This window comes from Amycolatopsis ruanii, from assembly GCF_003385175.1.
Lineage (GTDB): Bacteria > Actinomycetota > Actinomycetes > Mycobacteriales > Pseudonocardiaceae > Amycolatopsis_E > Amycolatopsis_E thermalba.
Window position 1 is genome coordinate 19,153 of the sequence record NZ_PQHY01000051.1, and the last position, 24,683, is coordinate 43,835.

Annotated in this window: 22 protein-coding genes; 7 read left to right on the forward strand and 15 right to left on the reverse strand. The window is 70.4% G+C overall.

The genetic code is table 11. The annotated features are described in order from the left end of the window. Positions 1-6: 6 nt before the first annotated feature. The 3 genes from rplT to infC form a co-directional block, all read right to left on the reverse strand. The gene (gene rplT / locus D0D28_RS24150) at positions 7-393 is read right to left on the reverse strand and encodes a 50S ribosomal protein L20 (protein WP_017981981.1); all 387 of its coding nucleotides are present in this window, start codon (positions 391-393) and stop codon (positions 7-9) included. Between the two features lie 68 nt (positions 394-461). Next, a complete protein-coding gene (rpmI, locus tag D0D28_RS24155) occupies positions 462-656 on the reverse strand; it encodes a 50S ribosomal protein L35 (RefSeq protein WP_116112626.1) in 195 nt (64 codons plus the stop codon). A 72-nt stretch (positions 657-728) separates the two neighbouring features. Beyond that, the gene (infC, locus tag D0D28_RS24160) at positions 729-1,343 is read right to left on the reverse strand and encodes a translation initiation factor IF-3 (protein WP_094009115.1); all 615 of its coding nucleotides are present in this window, start codon (positions 1,341-1,343) and stop codon (positions 729-731) included. Positions 1,344-1,553: 210 nt separating this feature from the next. On the opposite strand from infC, the gene D0D28_RS24165 reads away from it, so the two are divergent. Further along, positions 1,554-1,922: a DUF1844 domain-containing protein gene (locus D0D28_RS24165; protein WP_094009116.1), complete on the forward strand. Its 369-nt coding sequence runs from the start codon at positions 1,554-1,556 to the stop codon at positions 1,920-1,922. A 404-nt stretch (positions 1,923-2,326) separates the two neighbouring features. On the opposite strand, the gene D0D28_RS24170 is transcribed toward D0D28_RS24165, so the two are convergent. Further along, positions 2,327-2,707, reverse strand: coding sequence for a RidA family protein (locus D0D28_RS24170; protein ID WP_094009117.1), 381 nt, complete (start codon positions 2,705-2,707; stop codon positions 2,327-2,329). Between the two features lie 15 nt (positions 2,708-2,722). After that, positions 2,723-3,466, reverse strand: a complete 744-nt coding sequence (locus tag D0D28_RS24175) for an IclR family transcriptional regulator (RefSeq protein ID WP_094009118.1) — start codon at positions 3,464-3,466, stop codon at positions 2,723-2,725. A 91-nt stretch (positions 3,467-3,557) separates the two neighbouring features. Between D0D28_RS24175 and D0D28_RS24180 the strand changes: the two genes are divergently transcribed. The 3 genes from D0D28_RS24180 to D0D28_RS24190 are packed head-to-tail and all read left to right on the forward strand — an operon-like array spanning position 3,558 to position 7,828. After that, positions 3,558-4,859, forward strand: a complete 1,302-nt coding sequence (locus D0D28_RS24180) for an amino acid deaminase (RefSeq protein ID WP_116112628.1) — start codon at positions 3,558-3,560, stop codon at positions 4,857-4,859. A gap of 9 nt (positions 4,860-4,868) precedes the next feature. Beyond that, on the forward strand, positions 4,869-6,449 hold the full coding sequence (locus D0D28_RS24185) for an N-acyl-D-amino-acid deacylase family protein (protein WP_116112631.1): 1,581 nt from the start codon (positions 4,869-4,871) through the stop codon (positions 6,447-6,449). After that, the gene (locus D0D28_RS24190; RefSeq protein ID WP_116112633.1) at positions 6,446-7,828 is read left to right on the forward strand and encodes a GntP family permease; all 1,383 of its coding nucleotides are present in this window, start codon (positions 6,446-6,448) and stop codon (positions 7,826-7,828) included. The genes D0D28_RS24185 and D0D28_RS24190 overlap by 4 nt, the downstream gene beginning before the upstream one ends. A gap of 40 nt (positions 7,829-7,868) precedes the next feature. Here D0D28_RS24190 and D0D28_RS24195 read toward each other — a convergent pair whose 3' ends face one another. The 3 genes from D0D28_RS24195 to D0D28_RS24205 are packed head-to-tail and all read right to left on the reverse strand — an operon-like array spanning position 7,869 to position 10,596. Beyond that, positions 7,869-8,300 carry a YbjQ family protein gene (locus D0D28_RS24195; RefSeq protein ID WP_116112636.1) on the reverse strand — a complete coding sequence of 144 codons (432 nt, stop codon included), beginning with the start codon at positions 8,298-8,300 and terminating at the stop codon, positions 7,869-7,871. A 20-nt stretch (positions 8,301-8,320) separates the two neighbouring features. Further along, a complete protein-coding gene (locus D0D28_RS24200) occupies positions 8,321-8,992 on the reverse strand; it encodes a response regulator (RefSeq protein ID WP_116112640.1) in 672 nt (223 codons plus the stop codon). Further along, entirely contained in the window at positions 8,989-10,596 is a 1,608-nt protein-coding gene (locus tag D0D28_RS24205) for an ATP-binding protein (protein ID WP_116112642.1), read from the reverse strand. Before D0D28_RS24205 ends, D0D28_RS24200 begins: the two co-directional genes overlap by 4 nt. A gap of 185 nt (positions 10,597-10,781) precedes the next feature. On the opposite strand from D0D28_RS24205, the gene D0D28_RS24210 reads away from it, so the two are divergent. Then, entirely contained in the window at positions 10,782-12,092 is a 1,311-nt protein-coding gene (locus tag D0D28_RS24210; RefSeq protein ID WP_094009125.1) for a cation:dicarboxylate symporter family transporter, read from the forward strand. Positions 12,093-12,338: 246 nt separating this feature from the next. On the opposite strand, the gene D0D28_RS24215 is transcribed toward D0D28_RS24210, so the two are convergent. The 3 genes from D0D28_RS24215 to D0D28_RS24225 form a co-directional block, all read right to left on the reverse strand. Continuing rightward, positions 12,339-12,794, reverse strand: a complete 456-nt coding sequence (locus tag D0D28_RS24215; protein ID WP_094009126.1) for an SRPBCC family protein — start codon at positions 12,792-12,794, stop codon at positions 12,339-12,341. A 119-nt stretch (positions 12,795-12,913) separates the two neighbouring features. After that, positions 12,914-15,769: an excinuclease ABC subunit UvrA gene (gene uvrA / locus D0D28_RS24220; protein ID WP_094009127.1), complete on the reverse strand. Its 2,856-nt coding sequence runs from the start codon at positions 15,767-15,769 to the stop codon at positions 12,914-12,916. Positions 15,770-15,823: 54 nt separating this feature from the next. Continuing rightward, complete coding sequence (locus D0D28_RS24225) at positions 15,824-17,083, reverse strand: acyltransferase family protein (protein ID WP_116112645.1); 1,260 nt, start codon at positions 17,081-17,083, stop codon at positions 15,824-15,826. A gap of 115 nt (positions 17,084-17,198) precedes the next feature. On the opposite strand from D0D28_RS24225, the gene D0D28_RS24230 reads away from it, so the two are divergent. After that, a complete protein-coding gene (locus D0D28_RS24230) occupies positions 17,199-17,876 on the forward strand; it encodes an MBL fold metallo-hydrolase (RefSeq protein ID WP_094009129.1) in 678 nt (225 codons plus the stop codon). 320 nt (positions 17,877-18,196) lie between these two features. Further along, positions 18,197-21,556 carry a type ISP restriction/modification enzyme gene (locus D0D28_RS24235; protein ID WP_116112647.1) on the forward strand — a complete coding sequence of 1,120 codons (3,360 nt, stop codon included), beginning with the start codon at positions 18,197-18,199 and terminating at the stop codon, positions 21,554-21,556. On the opposite strand, the gene D0D28_RS24240 is transcribed toward D0D28_RS24235, so the two are convergent. The 4 genes from D0D28_RS24240 to D0D28_RS24255 form a co-directional block, all read right to left on the reverse strand. Further along, entirely contained in the window at positions 21,550-22,050 is a 501-nt protein-coding gene (locus tag D0D28_RS24240) for a flavin reductase family protein (RefSeq protein WP_094006043.1), read from the reverse strand. The two genes, D0D28_RS24235 and D0D28_RS24240, sit on opposite strands and share 7 nt — an antisense overlap. Continuing rightward, the gene (locus tag D0D28_RS24245; protein ID WP_094006042.1) at positions 22,047-22,355 is read right to left on the reverse strand and encodes an EthD family reductase; all 309 of its coding nucleotides are present in this window, start codon (positions 22,353-22,355) and stop codon (positions 22,047-22,049) included. The genes D0D28_RS24240 and D0D28_RS24245 overlap by 4 nt, the downstream gene beginning before the upstream one ends. Positions 22,356-22,370: 15 nt before the next feature. Continuing rightward, positions 22,371-23,594 (reverse strand): styrene monooxygenase/indole monooxygenase family protein, encoded by a 1,224-nt coding sequence (locus tag D0D28_RS24250; RefSeq protein ID WP_116112650.1) that lies wholly within the window; start codon positions 23,592-23,594, stop codon positions 22,371-22,373. 145 nt (positions 23,595-23,739) lie between these two features. Next, positions 23,740-24,672: a helix-turn-helix domain-containing protein gene (locus D0D28_RS24255; RefSeq protein WP_116112653.1), complete on the reverse strand. Its 933-nt coding sequence runs from the start codon at positions 24,670-24,672 to the stop codon at positions 23,740-23,742. Positions 24,673-24,683: the final 11 nt, after the last annotated feature.

Consider the following 24,683-nt stretch of genomic DNA (forward strand, 5'->3'; position numbering starts at 1 on the left):
GCTTGCTCAGGCCGACTTCTTCTCGTCGCTCGGCCCGGTCGTCACGTTCTGCTTGGCCAGCTCGGCCAGCGCGGTGAACGCCGCGGGGTCGTTGACGGCGAGGTCGGCGAGGATCTTGCGGTCGACCTCGACACCAGCGGCCTTGAGGCCCTGGATGAAGCGGTTGTAGGTCACGCCGTTCTGCCGCGCGGCCGCGTTGATGCGGGTGATCCACAGCTGGCGGAAGTCACCCTTGCGGGCACGGCGGTCCCGGTAGGCGTAGTTGAGCGAGTGGAGCATCTGCTCCTTCGCCTTGCGGTACAGCCGCGAGCGCTGGCCGCGGTAACCGCTGGCCAGTTCGAGAGTTGCGCGACGCTTCTTCTGGGCGTTGACCGCCCGCTTGACGCGTGCCACGGGTCCGTCCTGTCGATCTCAGGGGGCGCGATCGGCGCCCCGGGGGTTTACGGCGGAAGAGGAGAGCTTCAGCGGCCGAGCAGCCGCTTGATCCGGCCGACGTCGTTCTTGGCGACCTCGCCGGTGCCCTCCAGGCGACGGGTGACCCGGCTGGACTTCTTCTCCATCAGGTGGCGGCGGCCGGCCTTCTGGCGGCGAAGCTTGCCGGAGCCGGTGACCCGAATCCGCTTCGAGGTCCCGCTGTGCGTCTTCATCTTCGGCATTGAGTGCTCTCTTTCATGGTGCAGCACACCGGAGTTCCGGTGTGCTGCGAACTGCGTCGGTCGCGGCGCCCGTCAGGAGTCGACGGGTTCCTTGGCGGCCTTCTGCTTGGGCTTGGCGTTCTTGTGCGGCGCCAGCACCATGATCATGTTGCGGCCGTCCTGCTTCGGGGACGCCTCCACGTAACCGAGCTCGGCCACGTCTTCGGAGAGCTTCTGCAGCAGCCGGAAACCCAGCTCCGGCCTCGACTGCTCACGACCGCGGAACATGATGGTCACCTTGACCTTGTTCCCCGCGGCGAGGAAGCGGGACACGTGCCCCTTCTTCGTCTCGTAGTCGTGCTGGTCGATCTTCGGGCGCAGCTTCTGCTCTTTGATGACGGTGAGCTGCTGGTTACGGCGTGACTCGCGGGCCTTCTGCGCGCTCTCGTACTTGAACTTGCCGAAGTCCATGAGCTTGCAGACCGGCGGGCGCGCCTGCGGGGCGACCTCGACGAGGTCGAGATCCGCTTCCTGGGCGAGCCTGAGCGCATCCTCGATGCGGACGATGCCGACCTGTTCCCCGTTCGGTCCGACGAGCCGGACCTCGGGAACGCGGATGCGTTCGTTGATGCGTGTCTCGGAGCTGATGTGGCCTCCTTGGTCCGAGGTGTGTTGTCTAGCCTGCTCGACCTGGTGCCCACATACCACGGGCCCCGTCCCTGGCGTACCTGCCCGGGATGCGGGGCCCAGCTTTTCCGATCACATCCGGCAACGAATGCCGAACGTTCCGCCGCCATCGGCCAACGCCGGTGACGGGACCGGACCCGGCCGCCTCGTGCGGCGACTCGGGTGGGAGCGGGGCTCCACTTGCCGCCCCCGATTCCTCGGGGACTGGTCGCACGTGGAAGGGTACCAGACGTGCTTGACGATGGTTCCAACGCGCCCGACCCGGGCGATATTTCCCCGCCCGTCCGCGACCTGCAGGACATCCCCAGCGTCGAGGTCATCAGCCGGGCCGCGGTGATGCTGCTGTCCGCGGCGGCCGAGCGGCTCGGGCTCGCCGACGAGGACCCGGACACCAGCCCGCACCGCGACCTCGACGAGGCCCGGCGGCTGATCACCGCGCTGGCCGGGCTGGTCACCGCCTCCGCCGAGTACCTCGGTGTGCACGCCGCTCCGCTGCGTGACGGGCTGCAGTCACTGCAGAAGGCGTTCCGGGAGGCCTCGGCGGTGCCGGACGCGCCCGGGCAGGGGCCCGGCGAGAAGTACACCGGGCCGGTGATCTGAGGATCCCCGGTCAGCGGGCCGGCCGGGGGCGGATGAGTTCGGGAGGAACGCCCCGCGCGGGGGTGCCCTGCCGGGCGTTCAAGTGCGCGGCGGGGCCCGCTAGTGCCAGGTAGGCAGGCCCGACGAACCACGACAGGCCCAGCCCGGTCCAGCTGCGCTGTGTCGGCCGGCCGACGAGCCGTGCTGCGACGGCCAGCCGCGCAGGCACTCTGAGCCAGCGCGCAGGCGCTCTCAGCCAGACGGCAGGCTCGGCCGGCCACGACAGGCCCGGCCGGGCGAGCCGCGCTGGGCCGGCCGGCCCGGCTGGGCTCCGCCGGCCCGGCTGGGCTCCGCCGGACCGGCTGGGCTCGGGCGGGCGGGCTCGGCCGAGCCCCGGCTCCACTCCACCCGCCGGGCGCGCCGGGTCAGTCCACGACCGCCAGCAGGTCGATCTCCACCAGCAGGCCCTTCGGCAGCCCGACGTACACCGTGGTGCGGGCGGGGTACGGCTCGGGGATCAGCTGGTTGTAGACCTCGTTGAACTCGGCGAAGTGGCCGGTGGCCGTCAGGTACGCGCGCACCATCACGACGTCCTCCCAGCCCGCGCCCGCCTCGGTGAGCACCGCCTCCAGGTTCTTGAACACCTGGCGCGTCTGCTCGCCCACGGAGGCGCCCACCACCTCACCGGTCTTCGGGTCGAACGCGACCTGCCCGGCCAGCTGGAGGATGTTGCCCTTGCGCACCGCCGGCGAGTAGTTCGCCGCCGGTTTCGGGGCGTTCTCCGTGCTGATCGCGACCTTCGCCATGTAGGGGTTCCTTCCTCACCTGCTCCATCCATTGTGGATGGACGCGTCCTCGGCGGCGGCCCGCAGGTCCGGCAGCAGCGCCAGCAGGCCGTCGCGGTCCAGCAACACCTTCGGCACCGACAGCGACACCGCCGCCAGCACCGCACCACCCGGTCCGCGCACCGGCGCGGCGATGCAGTGGATGAAGTCCTCGTGCTCGGCGTCGTCCACCGCGTACCCGCGCTCGGCGACCGCAGCCAGCTCGGCCAGGTACGCCTCCGCCGTGGTGATCGTGTTCGCGGTCAGCCGCGGGTAGTCCAGCCCGCGCGCGATCTTCTCCCGCTGCGCCGGCGGCAGCGCGGCGACCAGGACCTTGCCGACCGCCGTGCAGTGCAGCGGCGCGCGTTTGCCCACGCGGGAGTACATCCGCACGCTGTGCCGGCCCTCGTACTTGTCGACGTAGACGACCTCGCCGTCCTCGTAGGTGGCCAGGTGCACGGTGTGCCCGGTGCGCTCGTTGAGCGCGGCCAGCGCGGGCGCGGACTCGCGCCGCACGTCGCGGCCCTCCAGCGCCCGGCTGGCCAGGTCGAACAGGGCGCTGCCGAGCCGGTAGTGCCGCGCCCCCTCGCGCCGCACGAAGTGCTGCGTCTCCAGGGTGCGCAGCAGCCGCAACACCGTCGACTTGTGCACCCCGAGCTCACCGGCCAGCTCGTCGAGCGTGCTCGCGCCGCCGGCGAGCGCGGTCAGCAGGCTCAGCCCGCGATCAAGACTCTGGCTCACGCTCACTCCATTGACCCGCCACGAACCGGATGCTACACCTATCGCATTCATTCTGCGCAACGTACGTTGCACAACACGCAACGGAGCTCGAATGGCTTCCTCCGACTGCACCCTCGATCCGGACGCGCTGGCGGCGATCGCCGGCGAACGGCTCGACTGGCGGTTCAAGTCCGTGCCCGCCGACCTGTGGGGCGCCACGCTCGCCGAAGCCGCCGCACGGCGGCCCGGCCTGTTCACCGGCGGATTCGTCGGGCCGGTCGTGGTGCTGGAGGCGGACGCGCTGGAGCACAACCTGCGGACCATGGCGGACTGGTGCGCCCGCGCCGGCGTGCGGCTCGCGCCGCACGGCAAGACCACCATGGCGCCACAGCTGTTCGCGCGGCAGGCCGAGCACGGCGCGTGGGGCATCACCGCGGCCAACGCGAGCCAGCTGCGGGTCTACCGCGCCTTCGGCGTGTCCCGGATCCTGCTGGCCAACCAGCTCGTCGACCCCGCGGCCCTGCGCTGGCTCGGCGCCGAACTCGACGCGCACCCGGAGTTCGAGTTCAGCTGCTGGGTCGACTCGGTCGCCTCGGTCGAGCTGATGACCGGGGCGCTGCGTGGCACGCGCCGCCAGGTCGACGTGCTGGTCGAACTCGGCGGCGACGGCGGGCGCACCGGCGCACGCGGCCTCGACACGGCGCTGAAGATCGCCGAGGCCGCGCACGCCAGCCCGGCCCGGCGCATGGCCGGCACCGGCGGCTACGAGGGCGCGCTGGCCCACGACCCGAGCCCGGCGTCCCGGCAGACGGTCGACGGCTACCTGGCGCGCCTGCGTGACCTCACCGTCGCGATCGCCCGGCGCGGCCTGTTCGCGGGCCTGGACCAGGTGATCGTCACCGCGGGCGGCAGCGCCTACTTCGACCAGGCCGCCGCCGCGCTCGCCGGGGACTGGGACGGCCTGCCGGTCGTGCCGGTCCTGCGCAGCGGCGCCTACCTGACCCACGACGACGGCTTCTACCGGGGCATCTCCCCGCTCGGCGAGCAGCCGCGCATCGCCGGGACCCCGCGGTTCCGCTCCGCGCTGCGCGCCTGGGCGCAGGTCACCTCGCGCCCCACCGGCGACCTCGCCCTGCTGACGCTCGGCAAGCGGGACGCCTCCTTCGACGAGGGCCTGCCCGAACCGCAGTGGCACCGGCGTCCCGGCGAACCACCCGCGCAGCTGACCGGCCACACCGTCACCGCGCTCAACGACCAGCACGCCTTCGTCGCGCTGCCCCCGGATTCGCCGCTGCGGGTGGGCGACTGGGTCGGGCTGGGCCTGTCCCACCCGTGCACGGTGTTCGACAAGTGGCCGCTGCTGCCCGTGGTCGACGGCGACACCGTCGTGGACTTCGTCCGCACCTACTTCTAGGAGGCCGGAATGGACCTCGTCCTGCGGGGCGCGCGGATCGCCGACGGCACCGGCGCTGCCCTGTTCCGGGCCGACGTCGGCGTCGCGCGCGGCCGGATCGCGGAGATCGGCCCGGGCCTGACGGGCAGGCGGGTGATCGACGCGGACGGGCTCGTGCTCGCGCCCGGGTTCGTCGACATGCACTCGCACTCCGACCTGCAGCTGCTCGCCGCGCCGGACCACCTGGCGAAGGTCTCCCAGGGCGTGACCACCGAGGTGCTCGGCCAGGACGGCCTGTCCTACGCCCCGGTCGACGACACCACCCTGGCGGCGCTGCGTGAACAGCTCGCCGGCTGGAACGACGACCCGCCCGGGTTCGACTGGAACTGGCGCTCGGTCGGCGAGTACCTGGACCGGCTCGACCGCGGCATCGCCGTCAACGCCGCCTACCTGGTCCCGCAGGGCACCGTCCGGATGCTCGCCGTCGGGTTCGGCGACCGGCCGCCGTCGGAGTCCGAACTGGACCGGATGCGCGAGCTGGTCGCGACCGGTCTCGACGAAGGCGCGGTCGGCATGTCCTCGGGCCTGACCTACACCCCGGGCATGTACGCCGACGACGACGAACTGGTCGCGTTGTGCGAGGTGGTCGGCGCGCGCGGCGGCTACTACAGCCCGCACCACCGCAGCTACGGCGCCGGCGCGCTGGAGGCGTTCGCGGAGATGGTCGAGGTGTGCCGCCGCGCGAAGTGCCCGCTGCACCTGGCCCACGCCACGATGAACTTCTCCGTCAACAAGGGGAAGGCACCGGATCTGCTGCGGCTGCTGGACGCCGCGCTCGACGACGGCGTGGACATCACCCTCGACACCTACCCGTACCTGCCCGGCGCGACCTACCTGGCCGCGCTGCTGCCGAGCTGGGCGGCCGAGGGCGGGATCGCCGCGACCCTGGAGCGCCTGGCCGATCCGGGCACGCGCGAGCGGATCCGGGCCGAGATCGAGGAAACCGGCTCCGACGGCGCCCACGGGGTACCGATCGACTGGGAGTGCATCGAGATCAACGGCGTCCGCAGGTCCGAAAACGCCCATCTCGTCGGGCATTCGGTGGCCGAGTCCGCGCGGCGCGCCGGGGTGCCCGCCGCGCAGCTGTACTTCGACGTGCTGCTCTCCGAGCGGCTCGGCACGTCGTGCCTGATGCACGTCGGGCACGAGGAGAACGTGCGGGCGATCATGCGGCACCGCACGCACACCGGCGGCAGCGACGGGCTGCTGGTGGGCGACCGCCCGCACCCGCGCGCCTGGGGCACCTTCCCCCGCTACCTCGCCCGGTACGTGCGGGAACTGGGCGTGCTGGACCTGGCCGAGTGCGTCGCGCACCTGACCGGTCGTGCCGCCCGGCGGCTGCGGCTGGCCGATCGCGGGCTGGTCAAGCCGGGGTACGCGGCCGACCTCGTGCTGTTCGACCCGGACACGGTCGCCGACACGGCCACCTTCGACGACCCGCGGCAGCAGGCCGCGGGCATCCCCTACGTCTTCGTCAACGGCGTCGCGGCCATCGACGACGGCAGGCCCACCGGCGCGCTCGCCGGTCACTCCCTCAGGAGGTCCGCTTGATCGACTGGCTGCAGCACTCGACTCCAGGGCTGCTCACGCTCGCGGCGGTGTCGATCGCCGTCCTGCTGGTCATGATCATCCGGTTCAAGACCGAACCGTTCATCGCCCTGATCATCGTCGGGCTGCTCACCGCGCTGGCCGCCGGGCTGCCGGTGGGCACGATCGTCGGCACCGCGCAGAAGACGTCGGACTCGTTGCTGGAGAAGGGTTTCGGCGGCATCCTCGGGCACATCGCCGCGATCATCGGGCTGGGCACGCTGCTCGGCGCGATCCTGGAGAAGTCGGGCGGGGCGCGGGTGCTGACCGGCGCGCTGCTGCGTGCGTTCGGCGAGAAGCGGGCGCCGCTGGCGATGGGCCTGGCCGGGTTGATCTTCGGGGTTCCGGTGTTCTTCGACATCGGCATCTTCGTGCTCGCGCCGCTGGTCTACGTCGCCGCGCGGCAGGGCGGCCGGTCGCTGCTGCTGTACTGCCTGCCGCTGCTGGCCGGGCTGTCGATGACGCACGCGTTCATCCCGCCGCACCCGGGACCGGTGGCGGCGGCCGGCCTGCTGCACGTCGACCTCGGCTGGATCATCCTGATGGGCGCGGTCTGCGGTCTGCCGGCGTGGTTCCTCGCCGGGGTGGTGTTCCCGTCGTGGATCGGCAAGCGGATGCACATCGAGGTGCCGGCCGAGATGATCGTCGAGGAGGACGGCGACGAGGGCCCCGGGCCGTCGCTGGCGCTGGTGTCGGCGATCATCGCGGTGCCGCTGGTGCTGATCCTGGCCGGCACGTTCGGCAGCATCTGGCTGCCGAAGAACTCGGCGCCCGCGGGTGTGGCGGCCTTCGTCGGCACGCCCGCGGTGGCGCTCACGATCGCCGTGCTGCTGGCGTCCTGGCTGCTGGGCGCGCGCCGCGGGATGACCGGCAAGGAGCTGTCGGCGCTGTCCGCGGCCGCGCTGCGTCCGGTGGCGATGCTGCTGCTGGTGGTCGGCGCGGGCGCGTTCTTCGGCGCGGTGCTGTCGGCGACCGGGATCGGCAAGGCGGTCGCCGACTCGCTGCAGGCCGGTGGCCTGCCGGTGATCGCGGCCGCCTACGTGATCAGCTGCGGGCTGCGGCTCGCGCAGGGCTCGGCGACGGTGGCGATCGTGACCACCGGTGGCATCGTCGCGCCGACCGTGGCCGGACTCGGGTACTCGCAGGCGCAGCTGGCGCTGATCGTGGTCTCGATCGCCGCCGGGTCGATCATCGCCTCGCACGTCAACGACGGCGGGTTCTGGATCGTGTCGCGGTACTTCGGCCTGACCGTCGGCGAGACGCTCAAGACCTGGACGGTGCTGGAAACCATCCTGTCCGTGTCCGGGTTCGCCATGGCCGCGATCCTCATGGCCGTCGTGTAGACCGCGGGCTCGCCGCCCCGGGGCGGCGAGCCCGCGTCCGTCACTGCTGCGGGAACTGGCCCTGCGGCTGCTGCTGGTACTGCTGCTGCGCGGCCTGCTGGGCGTTGGGGTCGACGCCGTCGGGCACCACGTACACCGCGGTGCCGTAGGCGGCGATCTCGCTCGCGGTCTGGGCGATCTCGTTGCAGTCGAAGCGCATGCTCAGCACCGCGTTCGCGCCGAAGGACATCGCCTCCTGGCAGAGCCGCCCCAGCGCCTCGTACCGGGAGTCGGACAGCAGCTTAGACAGGCCCTTCAGCTCACCACCCGCCATCGCCTTGAACCCGGCGCCCAGGTTGGAGAACATGTTGCGGCTGCGCACGGTCAGCCCGAACACCTCGCCGTACACGCGCACGACCCGGTAGCCCGGCAAATCGTTCATGGTGGACAGCAGGATCGGAAACCGCGGCTGCTGCTGGTAAGGCTGGCTCATGCCGCGGATCGTAGCGCCCGTCACGTGACGGCCCGGTACCAAACCTCGGGGCGCCCGACCTGTCCGTATCGCGGCTCTCGTCGCGCGAGTCCGTTGTCGGCCAGGTATTCCAGATAGCGCCGCGCGGTCACCCGGGACACGCCGGTCGCGGTGGCGGCCGCGCCCGCGGACAGCCCGTCCGGTTCCTCCCGCAACGCCGAGACCACCGCGTCCAGGGTCTGGCCGCTCATCCCCTTCGGCAGGGCCGTCGCCACCGGTGAGCGCAACGCGGCGAACGCCCGGTCCACCTCGGACTGCCCCACCTCGCCGGTTTCCCCGAAGCTGTCCCGGAACTTCGCGTACCGGTCGAGCTTGTCCCGCAGCGAGGCGAACGTGAACGGCTTGATCAGGTACTGCACGATGCCCACCGACACCGCGGCCTTGACCACCGCCAGGTCCCGGGCGGAGGTCACCGCGATCACGTCCACCGGGTCGCCGGCGGCCCGCAGCGCCCGGCACACCGCGAGGCCGTGCGTGTCGGGCAGGTAGAAGTCGAGCAGCACCAGGTCGGCGGTGTCACGCTCGAAGAACCGCAACGCCTCCGCCCCGGAGTGGACGACCGCGGCGACCGTGAACCCGGCGACCCGCTCCACGTAGGTGCGGTGCGCCTCGGCGGCGACCGGATCGTCCTCGACCACGAGCACCCGGATCACCGCGGCACCTCCTGCCGCACCGGCAGCCGCACGGTGAACACCGCGCCTTCCCCAGTCGTCACGTCCACACTCCCGCCGTTGCGCCGGACCACCTGCCCGACCAGCGCCAGCCCCAGGCCGTGACCGTCCGGTTTGGTCGTCCAGCCCCGCTCGAACACGCGCCGCCGCACCTCGTCCGGCACACCCCGGCCGGTGTCGGCGACGCGCAGCAGCAACTCCGGCCCCTCGATCTTCGCGGTCACCGTGACCCGCGGCCGCCCGGGGCGCTCCCCCGCGGTTTCGATGGCCGCGTCGATCGCGTTGTCGATCAGGTTGCCCAGCACGGTGATCAGGTCGCGGGGCTCGATGCCGGTGTCGGTGTCCTCGATCGCGGTGTCCTCGGTCAGCACCAGCTCCGCGCCGCGCTCGCTGGCCTCGGCGGTCTTGCCGAGCAGCAGCGCCGTCAGCACCGGTTCGGACACCGCGCCCACCACCCGGTCGGTGAGCCGCTGCGCGATCTCCAGCTCGGCGGTGGCGAACTCGATCGCCTCCTGCGTGCGGCCCATCTCCACCAGGGACACCACCGTGTGCAGGCGGTTGGCCGCCTCGTGCGCCTGCGACCGCAGCGACTCGGCCAGCCCGCGGGCGGTGGTCAGCTCGCCGGTGAGCAGCTGCAGGTCGGTGTGATCGCGCAGGGTGACGACCGTGCCGTGGTCGTTGGCGCGGGCGCGGGACCGCACCGGCGCGGTGCTCACGACCAGCACCCGCACGTCGGTCAGGTGGATCTCGTCGCGCCGCGGCTCCTGCCCGCGCAGCGCCTCGACCAGGCTCGGCGGCAGGCCGAGCCCGGTGACCGGGGCGCCGGTGGGATCGGTGTCCAGCCCGAGCAGCTCGCGGGCGGCGTCGTTGCACAGCACCACCCGCTCGTCCGCGCCGACCAGCACCAGCCCCTCGCGCACCGCGTGCAGGGTCGCCTCGTAGTAGGCGAAGACGCTGCTCAGCTCGGCCGGGGCGAGACCGCGGGTCTGCCGGCGCAGGCGGCTGCTCACCAGGTAGCTGCCCGCGATCCCGACCGCCAGCGCGGCGCCGGCCACCGCGGCGAGCGTCCAGATCCGCTGCGCCAGCGCCGCCGAGATCGCGTCGACCTTGATGCCGACCGAGACCAGCGCGACCACCCGGCGCTCGCCGTCGAACACCGGTACCACCGCGCGCATCGACGGGCCGAGCGTGCCGGTGTAGGTCTCGGTGTAGATCCGGCCCTGCCGGGCGACGTCGATCGTGCCGAGGAACCGCTGGCCGATCAGCTCGGGATTGGGGTGGGTGTAGCGGATGCCGCCGGGGTCCATGATCGTGATGAAGTCGACCCCGGTGTCGCGCCGCACCTGCTCGGCGAAGGGTTGCAGCTCGGTGCCGGGCGCGGGCAGCCGCACCGCGGACAGCACCGTCGGCGAATCGGCGAGGGTGCTCGCGATGGCGACGACCTTGTCCCGGGCGCGGGCCTCCACCGCGCGGGCGGCGTCGAAGTAGGCCAGCAGCGCGCCCACCGCGACCAGCACGGCCACTCCCGCCACCTGCAGCAGGAGCAGCTGCCGCGCGAGGCTCCAGCGCCTGCTCGTGAACCGCATCCCGCCATCCCAGCACACGGAACGTGCGGCCGGACGCGCGAACTCTATGAACACAACGGTGACCGCGGTCATAGCGGTGACTGATAGTCACTCGCAAGCTGCGCCGGACAGGGCGCGCCTCGTCCCCACAGGAGGCAACGTTGCCTACGGCACAACCGGCCGGCGCGAAACCGCGCCGCGACCGGATGCACTACCTCTACCTCGCGGTCGTCGCCGCGGTCGTGCTCGGTGTCGCGGTCGGGATCCTCTTCCCCGACTTCGGCAAGAGCCTGGCCTGGCTCGGCACCGGGTTCGTCAACCTGATCAAGATGATGATCTCGCCGATCATCTTCTGCACGATCGTGCTCGGCATCGGGTCGGTCGCCAAGGCGGCCAAGGTCGGCAAGGTCGGCCTGATGGCCATCGGCTACTTCCTGGTGATGTCCACGTTCGCCCTGGCGATCGGGCTGATCGTGGGCAACCTGCTGCACCCGGGCAGCGGCCTGCACCTGGACCCGTCGTCGATCGCGAAGGCGCAGGAACAGGCCAGCAAGGGCAGCGAGGGCACCACGGACTTCGTGCTCGGCATCATCCCGACCTCGCTGGTGTCGTCGTTCACCGAGGGCTCGGTGCTGCAGACCCTGCTGGTCGCGCTGCTCGCCGGGTTCGCGCTGCAGAAGATGGGCGACGCGGGCAAGCCGATCCTGCGCGGCATCGAGCACATCCAGAAGCTCGTGTTCCGGATCCTGGCGATGATCATGTGGGCCGCGCCGGTGGGCGCGTTCGGCGCGATCGCCGCCGTCGTCGGCGCGACCGGGTGGAACGCGTTGAAGAGCCTCGCGGTCGTGATGGTCGGGTTCTACGTGACGTGCGCGTTGTTCGTGGCGATCGTGCTCGGCGCGATCCTGTGGCTCGGCGCGCGGATCAGCATCTTCAGCCTGCTGCGTTACCTGGCCCGCGAGTTCATCCTGATCGTGTCGACGTCCTCGTCGGAGTCGGCGCTGCCGCGGCTGATCGCGAAGATGGAGCACCTGGGCGTGTCCAAGCCGGTGGTCGGCATCACGGTGCCCACCGGGTACTCGTTCAACCTGGACGGCACCGCGATCTACCTGACGATGGCGACGTTGTTCATCGCCACCGCGCAGGGCAGCCCGCTGTCGGTCGGTGAGCAGATCTCCCTGCTGGTGTTCATGATCATCGCGTCGAAGGGCGCGGCCGGCGTGAGCGGCGCGGGCCTGGCGACCCTGGCCGGCGGTCTGCAGTCGCACCGGCCGGACCTGGTCGGCGGCGTCGGGTTCATCCTCGGCATCGACCGGTTCATGTCCGAGGCGCGCGCGGTGACCAACTTCGCCGGCAACGCGGTGGCTACCGTCGTCATCGGGTCGTGGACCAGGGAATTCGACCGGTCGCGGGCCCAGCGGGTGCTGTCCGGGCAGGACCCGTTCAACGAGACCACGCTGGTGGACGACCATCCGGCCGCCGAACCGGAACGGGAGCCCGTGAAGGCCGGCGTCTGACGCGCGCGGCTGGTGATCGCGATCACCAGCCGCCGGGATCACCGGCTTCCCCGTGCCCTCCGCCGGCTGCGGTCACCCGTGCCGGCGGGGCAGAGCGTGACCCCGCGCCGTCACCTCGGGGCGGGCTCACGCGCAGCTACCGGTGGGTCCGGCCCGACCGGCCGGATCCACCGGTTCTGTCCTGCGCCGGGGCGCGGGCCGCCGTCCACTCCGGACTGACCGGCGAGCTGGGCCGCGCGGGGTTCGTCAGCGCGCCCCCGCCGCGCTGAGGTGGGATTCCAGTCCGCGCCGGCCGCGCCGCATCATGAGGGCGTGGTTGGCGCGGAACACCGGCCGGGCCAGCGGCGAGAGCGTGCGCAGCAACGGTTTCGTGGCGATGACCCGTTGCGTGATCTCCAGGCGGGTGCCGCCGGGGAGCTGGAGCGCGGTGGCGGCCAGCGAACCCTCCAGGTCGCCGGTGAGGTGGACCCGCATGCGGCCGGTGTCGCGGTCCTCCTCGGCGCGCCGCATCCGGATGACGAGCGCGTACGGCAGAACCGCGCGGCAGACGAGCTGGGCCGTGTTGTCGTCGACCCGGGTCACCTCGCGCACGTCCGGCCACCAGCGCGGATACCCGGCGACATCGGTGACCGCGTCGAAGACGGTGCGCGCGGGTGAGGACAGCAGCCAGGTGTCCCGGAAGTGATAGGCGTTGACCCGCATGGACCAAGTATGCGAAGAAACGGCGCCCGCCGCTGATCTTGCACGCAGGCAGTGGCTCACGGACGTACCCGTGCGGGAGGCCGCCGCGGGACTTGCGACGGCCCTCCGCCGGGCTCGTCTCAGTTGAGCAGGTCCCGCAGGAACTTGCCCGTGTAGCTCTCGCCGACCTTGGCGACGTCTTCGGGCGTGCCCTCGGCGACGATCGTGCCGCCGCCGGAACCGCCCTCGGGGCCGAGGTCGACGACCCAGTCCGAGGTCTTGATCACGTCGAGGTTGTGCTCGATCACGATCACCGTGTTGCCCTTGTCGACCAGCCCGTTGATGACGCCGAGCAGCTTGCGGATGTCCTCGAAGTGCAGGCCGGTGGTCGGCTCGTCGAGGATGTACACCGTCTTGCCGGTCGAACGCTTCTGCAGCTCGCTGGCGAGCTTCACGCGCTGCGCCTCACCACCGGACAGCGTCGGCGCGGGCTGGCCCAGCCGGACGTAGCCCAGGCCCACGTCCACCAGCGTCTGCAGGTGCCGGTGGATCGCCTTGATCGGCTCGAAGAACTCGGCGGCCTCCTCGATCGGCATGTCGAGGACGTCGGAGACCGTCTTGCCCTTGTAGTGCACCTCGAGCGTCTCCCGGTTGTACCGGGCGCCCTTGCAGACCTCGCAGGGCACGTACACGTCGGGCAGGAAGTTCATCTCGATCTTGATCGTGCCGTCGCCGGCGCACGCCTCGCAGCGGCCGCCCTTGACGTTGAACGAGAACCGGCCCGGCTGGTAGCCGCGCACCTTCGCCTCGGTGGTGGCCGCGAACAGCTTGCGCACGTGGTCCCACACGCCGGTGTAGGTGGCCGGGTTGGACCGCGGGGTGCGGCCGATCGGCGACTGGTCGACCCGTACCAGCTTGTCCACCTGGTCGAGGCCGCGGACGCGGGTGTGCCGTCCGGGCACCTGGCGGGCGCCGTTGAGCTTGTTCGCCAGCACGGTCGCGAGGATGTCGTTGACCAGCGTCGACTTGCCCGAACCGGACACGCCGGTGACCGACACCAGGCAGCCCAGCGGGAACGACACGTCCACGCCGCGCAGGTTGTGCTCCCGCGCGCCCACCACGGTCAGCTGCCGCTTCTTGTTCACCGGGCGCCGGATCGCCGGCACCGGGATGACCTCCTGCCCGGACAGGTACGCGCCGGTCAGCGACTTCTTGTTCTTCAGCAGCTTCGTGAACGGTCCGCTGTGGACGATGTGCCCGCCGTGCTCGCCCGCGCCCGGCCCGATGTCGACCACCCAGTCGCTGGCGCGGATGGTGTCCTCGTCGTGCTCGACGACGATCAGCGTGTTGCCCAGGTCACGCAGCCGGGTCAGCGTGTCGATCAGGCGGCGGTTGTCCCGCTGGTGCAGGCCGATCGACGGCTCGTCCAGCACGTAGAGCACGCCCACCAGGCCGGACCCGATCTGGGTGGCCAGCCGGATGCGCTGGGCCTCGCCGCCGGACAGCGTGGCCGAGGCCCGGTCCAGCGACAGGTAGTTCAGGCCCACGTCGAGCAGGAAGCGCAGCCGCGCCTGGATCTCCTTGAGCACCGCGCCGGCGATCATCGCCTCGCGCTGCCCCAGCTTGAGGCCGTCGAGGAACTCCGAGGCCTCCTCGATGGACAGGGCGCACACCTCGGCGATGGACCGCTCGCCGCGCTCGGCGTGCTCGAGGGTGACCGCGAGGATCTCCGGCTTGAGCCGGCTGCCCTGGCACGCGGGGCACGGCACCTCGCGCATGTAGCCCTCGTACCGCTCGCGCATGTACTCGGACTCGGTCTGGTCCAGCCGCCGCTCCAGGAACGGGATGACGCCCTCGAAGCTCGCGTAGTAGCTGCGCTGGCGGCCGTACCGGTTGCGGTAGCGGACGTGGACCTGCTCGTCGACGCCGTGCAGGACCGCCTTCTGCGCCTTGGCCGGCAGCTTGCGCCACGGCGTGTCCATGCGGAACCCGATGGTCTCCGACAGCGACTCCAGCAGCCGCTGGAAGTACTCGGCGCTCTGCCCGCCCGACCACGGCGCGATCGCGCCCTCGGCCAGCGACAGCTCGTCGTCGGGCACCACCAGCTCCGGGTCGACCTCCTTGCGGATGCCGATGCCGGTGCACTCCGGGCACGCGCCGTAGGGCGAGTTGAACGAGAACGAGCGCGGTTCGAGGTCCTCGATCGCCAGCGGGTGGCCGTTCGGGCAGGCCAGGTTCTCGGAGAACCCGCGGATGCGGTGCGGGTCACCCTCCGGCAGGTCGACGAACTCCAGCTCGACCAGGCCGTCGGCCAGGCGCAGCGCGGTCTCCACCGAGTCGGTCAGGCGCTGCTTCGCCGAGGCCTTGACGGTGAGCCGGTCGACCACGACCCCGATGTGGTGCTTCTCCTGCTTCTTCAGCTTCGGCGGGTCGGTGAGCTGGTACACCTGCCCGTCGATGCGCGCCCGCGAGTAACCCTGCTGCTGGAGGTTGCTGAACAGGTCGAGGTACTCGCCCTTGCGGCCGCGCACGACCGGCGCGAGCACCTGGAACCGGGTGCCCTGCTCCATGGCCAGCACCTGGTCGACGATCTGCTGCGGGGTCTGCTTGCTGATCGGCTCACCGCACTGCGGGCAGTGCGCCTTGCCGGCGCGCGCGTAGAGCAGCCGGAGGTAGTCGTAGACCTCGGTGATGGTGCCCACGGTGGAGCGCGGGTTGCGCGAGGTGGACTTCTGGTCGATCGACACCGCGGGCGAGAGGCCCTCGATGAAGTCGACGTCCGGCTTGTCCATCTGCCCCAGGAACTGCCGGGCGTAGGCCGACAGCGACTCCACGTACCGCCGCTGCCCCTCGGCGAAGATCGTGTCGAAGGCCAGGCTCGACTTGCCCGACCCGGACAGGCCGGTGAACACGATCAGGCTGTCCCGGGGCAGGTCGAGGTCGACGCCGCGGAGGTTGTGCTCGCGCGCACCGCGAACAACGAGGCGATCAGCCACGGATGAGGTCCCTTCCCTGGAATGTGACGGCCGGATCAGCCAGCCGCATCCATGCTAGGACGACCCACCGACAGAAACCGGAGCCGGACCGGTCGGCTCCTCGCGGACGAGGTCGTCCGGAGCCGTCCGGGGTGGCGGTGCGGTGGCACCGCGCGGCGTGGTCAGCCAGCGGTGGGCCGGCCGTTCGACGAGTTTCGTGAGCAGCCACCCGGCGCCGATCGCCGCCCCCAGCACCAGCGGCAGCCGCGCCCAGCCCGGCAGTCCCGCGAGCTGCAGCGCCTTGGCCAGGATGTAGCCCAGCTCCTGGTGCAACAGGTACACGCCGTAGGAAATTCCGGCGAACCAGGTGATCACCGGGGTCAGCGGGCGCAGGAACGTCCAGTCCGGGCCCTTGGCCGCCGCGCACACGAGAACCAGCACGAGCGCGAACCCGACGTCGGAGGGCACCCGCGCGGGGTCGGTGGGCAACGCCACGTGGAACGGGTAGAGGTGCAGGTCCTGGGCGACGGGCACGGCGACGAGCAGCAGCGCCAGGTGCGGGGTGGACAGCCGGTTCCGCGACCACAGCCAGACCGCGATACCGGCCGCGAACGCGTGCAGCCGGTGCAGCCCGAACCCGAACACCACCGCGAACGCCCAGGGGGCGGGGTTGGTGACGCCGAACACCCAGAACCGCAGGACGAGCGGGACGACGATCATCGCCCACGTCAGCACCTTCGCGTGCCGGGCCGCGTGCGGCGAGCGGAACCAGCGGGTGCGCGACCACAGCAGCGCGGCGCCGGCGAAGACCATCAGCTGGACGGGCAGCGTCCAGTAGGAGCCGTCGAGCCAGATGAACCCCTGGTGCCAGCCCTGGATCATGGTCAGGTTGACCAGGAGGTCCCAGCCGACGGGCACGTACCAGCTGCTGACCCAGGCGAGGCCGTCGGTGGTCGGGCCGAACAGCTTGTCCCACCAGTGGCCGCCGAACTCCTGGCCGTTGAACGAGGCGTCCGCGCAGCGCATCACGAAGTAGGTGAGCAGCACCGCGACCAGGTACGGCGGGACGAGCCGGGCCGCCTTCTTCCACATCCACCGGCGGGGGTCGCCGCGCCGGATCGTCTGGCAGACGAAGAACGCCGAGACGACCATCAGGATCGCGGCGCCGAACTGGGCGGTGACCTTGACCGGGTAGTCGTCCAGCTCGGTGTGGGCGAGCGGGCCCTGGTGGGTGATGTGACCGAGCATCACGGACAGGACCGCCAGGACGCGCACGGCGTCCCAGCTGATCCGCCGGGTGCTGGTGCGGGGGGTTTCGGGGAGGAAGCTCGGCACTGTCTCGGGGCGTCTCACAAGATCGGGTCGGGGACGCAGCGGAGCCTACGTTACCGATCTGAGATCAACCTGAACGGGTGGAACGGTGCGTGGCGCGGCGGCTACGGTTGGCGGCGTGAACGTCGTAGAGGACTACACCGGCCACGTCGAGCCGGGCGGGGACGCGGCCCGGCGCGTGCTGGACCGGCTGACCATCACCAAGCTGTCGGTCGGCCCGATGGACAACAACGCCTACCTGCTGGTTTGCCGTCGGCAGAACGAGGCGCTGCTGATCGACGCCGCGGCCGACCCGGAGCGGATCTCGGATCTCATCGGCCACGGGCCGGACCGCCCGGCGCTGCGCACGATCGTGACCACCCACCAGCACGCCGACCACTGGCAGGCGCTGGGCGCGGTGGCCGGCGCGTACGGAGCGAACACGGCGGCTCACCCGTTGGACGCTTCGGTGCTGCCGGTCCCGCCGGACTTCCTGGTCGAGGACGGCGACACGCTCACGGTGGGTGACTGCACCCTGGAGGTGATTCACCTGAGGGGGCACACTCCGGGCTCGATCGCGTTGTTGTACCGCGACGCGGACGGCAGCACACACCTCTTCACGGGCGATTCGCTCTTCCCGGGCGGCGTCGGGAAGACGACCTCGCCGGAGGACTTCCAGTCGCTCCTGGGCGATGTCGAGACGCGGGTGTTCGACCGGCTCCCGGACGAGACGTGGTTCTACCCGGGCCACGGCGACGACTCGACGCTGGGCGCGGAGCGCCCGAAGCTCCCGGAGTGGCGCGAGCGGGGCTGGTGACGTGCCGGACGGGCTGCTGTCGACGTGACGGACAGCCCGTCCGCTCCGCAGATCGACCCTGCGCCGAGCTCACCGATGGCACGTCGTCACACAAGGCAACCGCGGCACGGCGGTCAACTAGGCCGTCCGAATGAGCACCCGATGAAATGAGCTCTCTTCTCCCCGAGCAATTGGAGCAGGCATTACGCCGGAAAGCGTAATCAGCCGGATTCCACTACGCCATTCTGCTGAGCCGCGATCCGAATTGGCGCACTACTTGACGCGCCACCCAGTCCACGACGAATCTCGAAAGAGGTTCGCACAGGGAACTGGGAGGCGTAATGACGGTCCCCCGCGCCGGGTCACGACGGTTATCACGGAGCGAGGGCCGTTTCCTCGACATCATCAGCCAGTTCGGCAGGGAGCTCGCACCGAGGATGCGGGGTGACGGACGGAGCGAGGATCGCCTCCGGACCCCCGTCGCGGGGCTCATCCAGCGCCTCGGCGACACCTACGGCATCAGCCTCGTCGTTCACGACGAAGTGGTGCTGACTGAACTCGATTCACGCCCCGACATGGCCGTGGATGCCCCGAGCGGGCGCATCGGCTACCTGGAACTCAAAGCACCCGGAAAGGGAACACCCGAAACCTGGCGCCCGAACCAGCACGACCGGCGGCAATGGGAAAACCTGAAATCGCTGCCCAACCTGATTTACACCGACGGGACCTCCTGGGCGCTGTATCGGAAAGGAAACCTGGTCGGCAGGGTCGGCACCCTTGACGGGGACCTGGCCCGCGCGGGAGGGCGCCTCAAGCCGGCGGACGCGTCACTCGAACGACTACTCAAGGATTTCCTCGAGTGGCGACCCGAACAGCCGCGGTCCCTGCGTGCAGTGGTCAACGAGGTCGCGCCACTGTGCCGCCTGCTCCGGGAGCAGGTTCTGGAGACTCTGACACTGGAGAGAACGTCCCCGGAGCAGCCCTTCACGATCCTGGCCCTGGAGTGGCGCAGCATCCTGTTCCCGGCAGCGGGCGACAAGAAGGACGAAGCCGATCAGAACTTCGCGGATTCCTATGCACAAGCCGTCACGTTCGGGCTGCTCCTGGCACGCGTCGACGGAGTGCCCTTCGAAGGTCGCTCACCGGCCGGCATCGCCGAACAGCTCGCCAAACAGCATTCGCTCCTCGGGGAAGCGTTGCTCATCCTCGCGCACCCGAGATGGGTCGGGCACCTCAACGTCGTCGACACCCTCGTTCGAATCATCGGCAACATCGACTGGTCCCTGGTCGACATGGGCGACGCGGACACCTACGCGAAGCTGTACGAGACTTTCCTGGACAGCTACGACCCAGCGCTGCGCCGACGCAGCGGTACGTACTACACGCCGGCACCCGTCGCACGGGCCATGGTCTCGTTCGTCGACGAGATCCTCAAACTGCGCTTGGGCAAACGGCGTGGTTTCGCCTCACCCGACGTCGTGGCCTTGGACCCCGCCATGGGCGCCGGAACCTTCCTCGCGGAGGTGCTGGAAAGCGCGGCCGGCACGTTGCGGGCAGAACGAGGCTCCAAGGCCGTCCCCGCAGCCCACATCCGTGAGCTGTTCGCCAAGCGACTGGTCGGTTTCGAGCTACAGGCGGCGCCCTTCGCGGTTGCGGAGCTACGCCTGCATGCGACGCTCCGCACCATTTACGGGGTGGAGCTCCCCGCTGAGGAGCCCCGTTTCCTGACCGACACTCTGGATGACCCGTACGCCATGCCGTTCGATTACGGACAGGTGTACAACGAGTTGAAGAAGTCACGTAAGCGCGCGAACCAGGTCAAGATCGACGCCCCGGTGATGGTCGTCATCGGCAACCCACCCTGGCGGGAACGAGCACGTGGCGCGGCCAAGTGGCTGGAGGAGCGACGGGATCCCCGACGGCCCGTGGACGTGAGCAAACGTCCCTCGCTGGACGAATTCCGGACTCCCGGCCTGGGGAAGTTCGCCTTCAACCTCAACAACATGTGGACCTACTTCTGGCGGTGGTCCGCATGGAAGGCATTCGAGTCCAACGACCCGGTGGGGGTGGTCGCCCTCATCACCCCGAGCGCTTACCTCACTTCCAGGTCCTACGCGGGTATGCGTCAGTACCTGAGAAAGACCGCTGACGAAGGCTGGATCATCGATCTGTCGCCGGAAGAACACCGGCCGGACATCAGGACCCGGATCTTCCCGGAGACCCAGCACAAGATCTGCATCGGCATCTTCATGCGCACCGGGAACCCCGATCCGAAGACCCCCGCCAGGATTCATTACATCGCGCTGGCCGGTACTCAGCGACAGAAGTTCGACGCGCTGAGCACGTTGTCGACGCAAGCCCCGGGCTGGGAGGACTGCCCGGCAGACTGGCAGGCCGCATTCCGGCCCGGCGACTCCGACTGGGAAACCTTTCCGGCGCTCGGAGACCTGTTCCCCTGGCAGCAACCTGGCGTCAACTCCAACCGCAACTGGGTGTGGGCACCGGACGCCGAGACCCTGCAGAAACGGTGGGCGCGGCTGGTGCACGCCACACCTGCCGAGAAGCCGATCCTGTTCAAGGAGACAGGAGATCGCAAAATCGACCAACAGTACTCTTTGATGCCTGGGCAGCAAGGTCCGATCGTACCGATACTCGACGACAAGCGCACGAAGGTCGAAACCGTGCCCATGGCTTTCCGCAGCTTCGATCGTCAACGACTGATCTACGACCGCCGGGCCATTGACCGTCCGCGACCCGAACTGTGGTGGAGCTACGGAACCAAGCAGATTTACATGTGCGAGCAGCACGCTCACGCCATATCGGGCGGGCCCGCCGTGGTGTTCACCTCCCTGGTTCCGAACGTCCATTGCTTCGATGGCCGCGGTGGCCGGGTACTTCCCCTCTTCCGCGACGCCGAAGGCTGCGTGGCGAACCTTCCGCCGAAACTGACCAGAGTGCTCGCCAGGTTCCTCGGGCACCGGATCAAGGCGGAAGATGTTCTCGCCTATGTTGCCGGCGTGGTGGCACATCCGGGGTTCACACAGCGTTTCCAGCGACAACTGAAGACTCCGGGAATTCGCGTGCCGCTCACCCTGGATCCGGAGTTGTGGCGGGAAGGAGTCGAACTGGGCCGGCGGATCCTGTGGTTGCACACGTATGGCGAGCGCATGATCAACCCCGCGCAGAAACGTCCGAGAAGCCTCGGTCGCGTCAGACGAGCCGGATACATCGAGCCGGTGCCCTCCGGGGACGACCAGCTTCCGACGTCGGTGAGGTATGAGGAGGAGACACAAACACTCGTCCTGGGGGAGGACACGCTCTTCGAGCGAGCCGGACGAGTTCACCCCGTCCGCAAGGAGGTGTGGGAGTACCACGTCGGTAATCTCCAGATCGTCCGCAAATGGTTCAGCTACCGGCATCCGGATCCGCGCCGGCGAAGGCGCACCTCGCCGCTGGACGACATCAACCCCAGCCGCTGGACTGCGGAATTCGACGACGACCTGCTCGACTTGCTCGAGGTCCTGGAGGGCTGTGTCGAGCTCGAACCTGCTCAGCGCGACCTTCTGGAGCGAATCCTGGCCGGGCCGCTCATCACCGCGGACGATCTCGAACGGGAGGAGGTGCTCCCGGCACCTCCTCCCTATCAGCGGCCACCGAATGAGCGACAATCGGAACCGCTCATCCAGTACGACGCTCAGTAGAAGAACACGTCCTCCGTCAGGCCGGCGTGCAGCGTGCGGTACGAGCCGGTGTAGAAGAGCAGCGGGGCGCCGTCCCGGTAGGTCAGGTGTTCCACCTCGCCCAGGAACAGCGTGTGGTCACCCGCCGGGTGGCGGTCGACGATCCGGCAGCCGATGGCCGCCAGGCCGCCCGGGATGAAGTCGAACCCACCCTGGGTGTCGAAACCGACGTCGACGCAGGGGCGGCCGCCGAAGTGGCGGGACACGTCCTCCTGGTCGGCCGACAGCACCGTCACCGCGTACCGGTCGCCCTCGGACAGGTGCCGCGCCATCGTGCACGCGCCCAGCGACACCAGGATCAGCGGCGGCTCCAGCGACACCGACAGGAAACCGTTCGCCGTCATGCCGTGGACCCGGCCCTCCGCGGTGCGGGTGGTGATCACCGTGACTCCGGTGGCGAACCGGCCCATCGCCGTGCGGAACCGGCGCGGGTCGGTCGCCACGCCCGCCGTCACGGGCCTTCGACGGGCGCGTAGTGCAGGATCCGCGCGCCGCCCGTCGCGTAGTTCGGTACGTCCGCGGCGACGGCCCGGCCCTGCTCCGACGACATCGCCGCGGCCATCGCGTCGGCCGAGTCGAACTCGCCCTCCCAGATCGCGAAGTACGGGCTCTCCCCGTCCATCGCGGCCACGTCGAAGCCGTACCGCATCGCCCGCAGGCCCGGCAGCTTCGCCGCCAGCGGCAGGTGCGTGCTCACGTAGTACTGCTTGAAGTGCTCCGGATCGGCCGGCGGCGGGTACAACACAGTCAGGCGGTACATGGGCAATTCCCTTCCTCAGGCCTTCGCCCGGCGGGCCAGGAACTCGCCGGTGCGCTCGGCGGTGGCGAGGATCCGCCACTGCCGGTCGGGGTAGTCGAAGTTGTTGGTGAACTCGTCGGCGATCGCCTTGTCCGCGTACATCGCGCCGAACAGCCGCAGCAGGTGCTCCGGCGGCGGGCCGATCATCAGGTTCGTCCAGTTCGCCGCGCCCAGCACGACGTCGGCCCGGCGCGCCGCCACGTCCTGGCAGAACAGCTCGTCGAAGCCGTAGTCGGCCAGGATCGCCTGCCCGGTGACCCACGCCGAGTGCGACGCCGAGTTCGCGCCCTGCCCGACGACCGGGTCGACCACGGTGTGCACGTCGCCGATCGCGAGCGCGAACTTGCCGTTGGGCAGCTTCGCGTAGTCCTGCCGCACGGTCGGCGTCAGCGCGCCCTGCAGGATGTCCAGCGGCCCGGTGAGCGCGAAGCGAGCCGGGTCGACGCGCTCGAACGTCCGCGGGTGGTGCTTGGCGAGCTTGTCCAGCACGAGCCGCTCGTACGCCTTCGGGTCCGCCTCGTAGGACTGGCGGCCGAGGATCTCCAGGTCACCGCCCGGCACGTTCTCGAACAGCAGCGCGGTGGTGAACCCGTCCCGGCCGTACATCGGGATTTCCAGCAGCTCGCCGTGCCCGGGCGAGACGCTGATCGTGACGCCCTTCGGCTCGGAGTAGGTGATGCCGTGGTAGAGGCCGACGGACAGGATCCGCTGCGGCCCGTCGTACGGGCTCAGCTCGGGGCGGCGCGGGAACAACCCGGCGAACGCGCCCCGGCCGGCGGCGACGACGAGCAGGTCGTGCCGGTCGGCGATCGGTTCGATGTCCTCGGCCTGCAGCGTGCGGATCTCCAGCCGCCCGCCGCGTTCCTCGAACGTCTCGGTCAGCTTGGGCAGGTAGAGGCGGTAGTCGATGGCGCTGGACCACTCGTCGAAGTCGCCGCGCCAGGACATCGGCTCGGGGCCGCCGACGTAGTGGTGGTGGCAGGAGTAGCCGTACTCCGCCACCGGCCAGAAGTCGATGCCCAGCTCCCGCTCGCGCTTCAGCGTCGGCGCGTGGTGGGCGACGCTGTTCAGCAGGCGGCCGTTCGCCAGCTGGGCCGCGGTCTTGTCGGTGAAGACGGTGACCGGGACGTCGTGCCGGCGCAGCAGCAAACCCAGCTGCAGGCCGGCGATCCCGGCGCCGATGATGCCGATGTTGGGCATGGGCGCTCCTTTCGGTGGTGGCGGCGAAGGCACTGTCCACATCGGCCGGACGCGTGGGTCCGGCCGGGTCGATGGCACCATCCTGCCCGCCGCGGCCGCGCCGGTCTTTCCCTCAGGCGAACGCTTCTTGACGATCCGCGAACCGTCAGGACAGGGCCCGGGCGCGGAACTCCCGCGGGCTCAGGCCGTACGCGGCCTTGAAGGAGCGGCTGAAGTGCGCCGCGTCCGGCAGGCCCCACGCGGCGCCCACGGCGCTGACCGGGCGGGTCAGCCCGGGCCGGGACAGGTCGCGGCGGCACTGCTCCAGCCGCCGGTTCCGGATCCAGCCCGCCACGCCCGTGCCCTGCTCCGCGAACAGCTTCTGCAGGTACCGCGTCGAGATGTGCAGCGCGGCGGCCACCGAGTCCGGGCACAGGTCCGGATCGGACAGATGGCTGTCGATGTAGGACTGGGCCCGCAGCACCAGGGAATCGGGGGTGGCGCCGGTCTGTTCGGACAGCAGCGCGGACAGCAGGTCGAGCACCGCGTCGGCCAGCGGCATCGGTGAGGTGGCGCTGCCCAGCAGGCCCACCAGGCGGCGGAACAGCGGTGCCAGCAGCGAACCGGGTTCGTCGTCGCCGCGGAGGGGCTGTCCCAGGATCTGCCGCGCTCCCGCGGCGGTCAGGCGCAGCCGCTCCCGGGGGAACATGAACACCGCCATGGCGGTCGGCTCGGCGAAGGCCAGCGTGTAGGGCCGGTCGGTGTCGTACAGCGCGAAGTCGCCGGGCCCGAGCAGCGCCTCGCGCCCGTCCTGCACGAGCAGGCAGCTGCCCCGCACCTGCAGGCCCAGCTTGTAGTAGCCACGCTCGCTCGCGCCGATCATCGCCTTGGTCCGGCGCACGCGGTGCGGGCCGGCGTCCACCCGGGACACCAGCGTCGAGCCGAGGCGGTCGATCCGCACCTCGCCGCGGAACGACGGCTCCGGCGCGGCTGCCTCCAGCGGCACGAACGCGTCGGAGATGACGTGCCGCCAGTAGTCGACGCTCTCGCCGCCGGGCACCGCACGCGTGCTCAGGATCTTCGTCGCTGTGTGGACCACGTTGTCCTCCG